A 658-nucleotide genomic window follows, 5' to 3' on the forward strand; every position below is an offset into this window, starting at 1 on the left:
GCGACGATGAGGATGCCGACGCACCAGCCGAGGGCGATCCAGATGTCGGTGCCCACCGGCTGCTGGGTGAACAGGTCGCGGACGGCGTTGACGATGGAGGTCACCGGCTGGTTCTCGGCGAAGACGCGTACCGGGCCTGGCATGGTGTCGGTGGGCACGAACGCCGAGCTGAGGAACGGCAGGAAGATGAGCGGGTAGGAGAACGCGCTCGCGCCTTCCATGGTCTTGGCGGACAGGCCGGGGATGACGGCGATCCACGTCAGCGCCAGGGTGAACAGGATCAGGATGCCGGCGACCGCGAGCCACGCCGCCACGCCCGCCCCCGAGCGGAAGCCCATGAGCAGGGCGACGAGCACGACGACCAGGAGCGAGATCGAGTTGGCGACCAGCGAGGTCAGCACGTGCGCCCACAGCACGGACGAGCGTGCGATCGGCATGGACTGGAAGCGCTCGAAGATGCCGCCCTTCATGTCCATGAACAGCCGGAACGCGGTGTAGGCGATGCCCGAGGCGACCGTGATGAGCAGGATGCCGGGCAGCATGTAATTCACATACGAATCCGACCCTGTCTTGATCGCACCGCCGAACACGTAGACGAACATCAGCATCATGGCGATCGGCATGATCGCGGTCGTGATGATGGTGTCCGGGCTGCGCG

1 protein-coding gene is annotated in these 658 nt (G+C 65.8%); it reads right to left on the reverse strand.

All coding sequences use genetic code 11. The annotated features are described in order from the left end of the window. A partial coding sequence (locus ABFX50_RS50940) for an ABC transporter permease (RefSeq protein WP_346158549.1) occupies nt 1-658 on the reverse strand: 658 nt, incomplete at both ends.

The organism is Nonomuraea recticatena, from assembly GCF_039533245.1.
Classification (GTDB): Bacteria; Actinomycetota; Actinomycetes; order Streptosporangiales; family Streptosporangiaceae; genus Nonomuraea; species Nonomuraea roseola.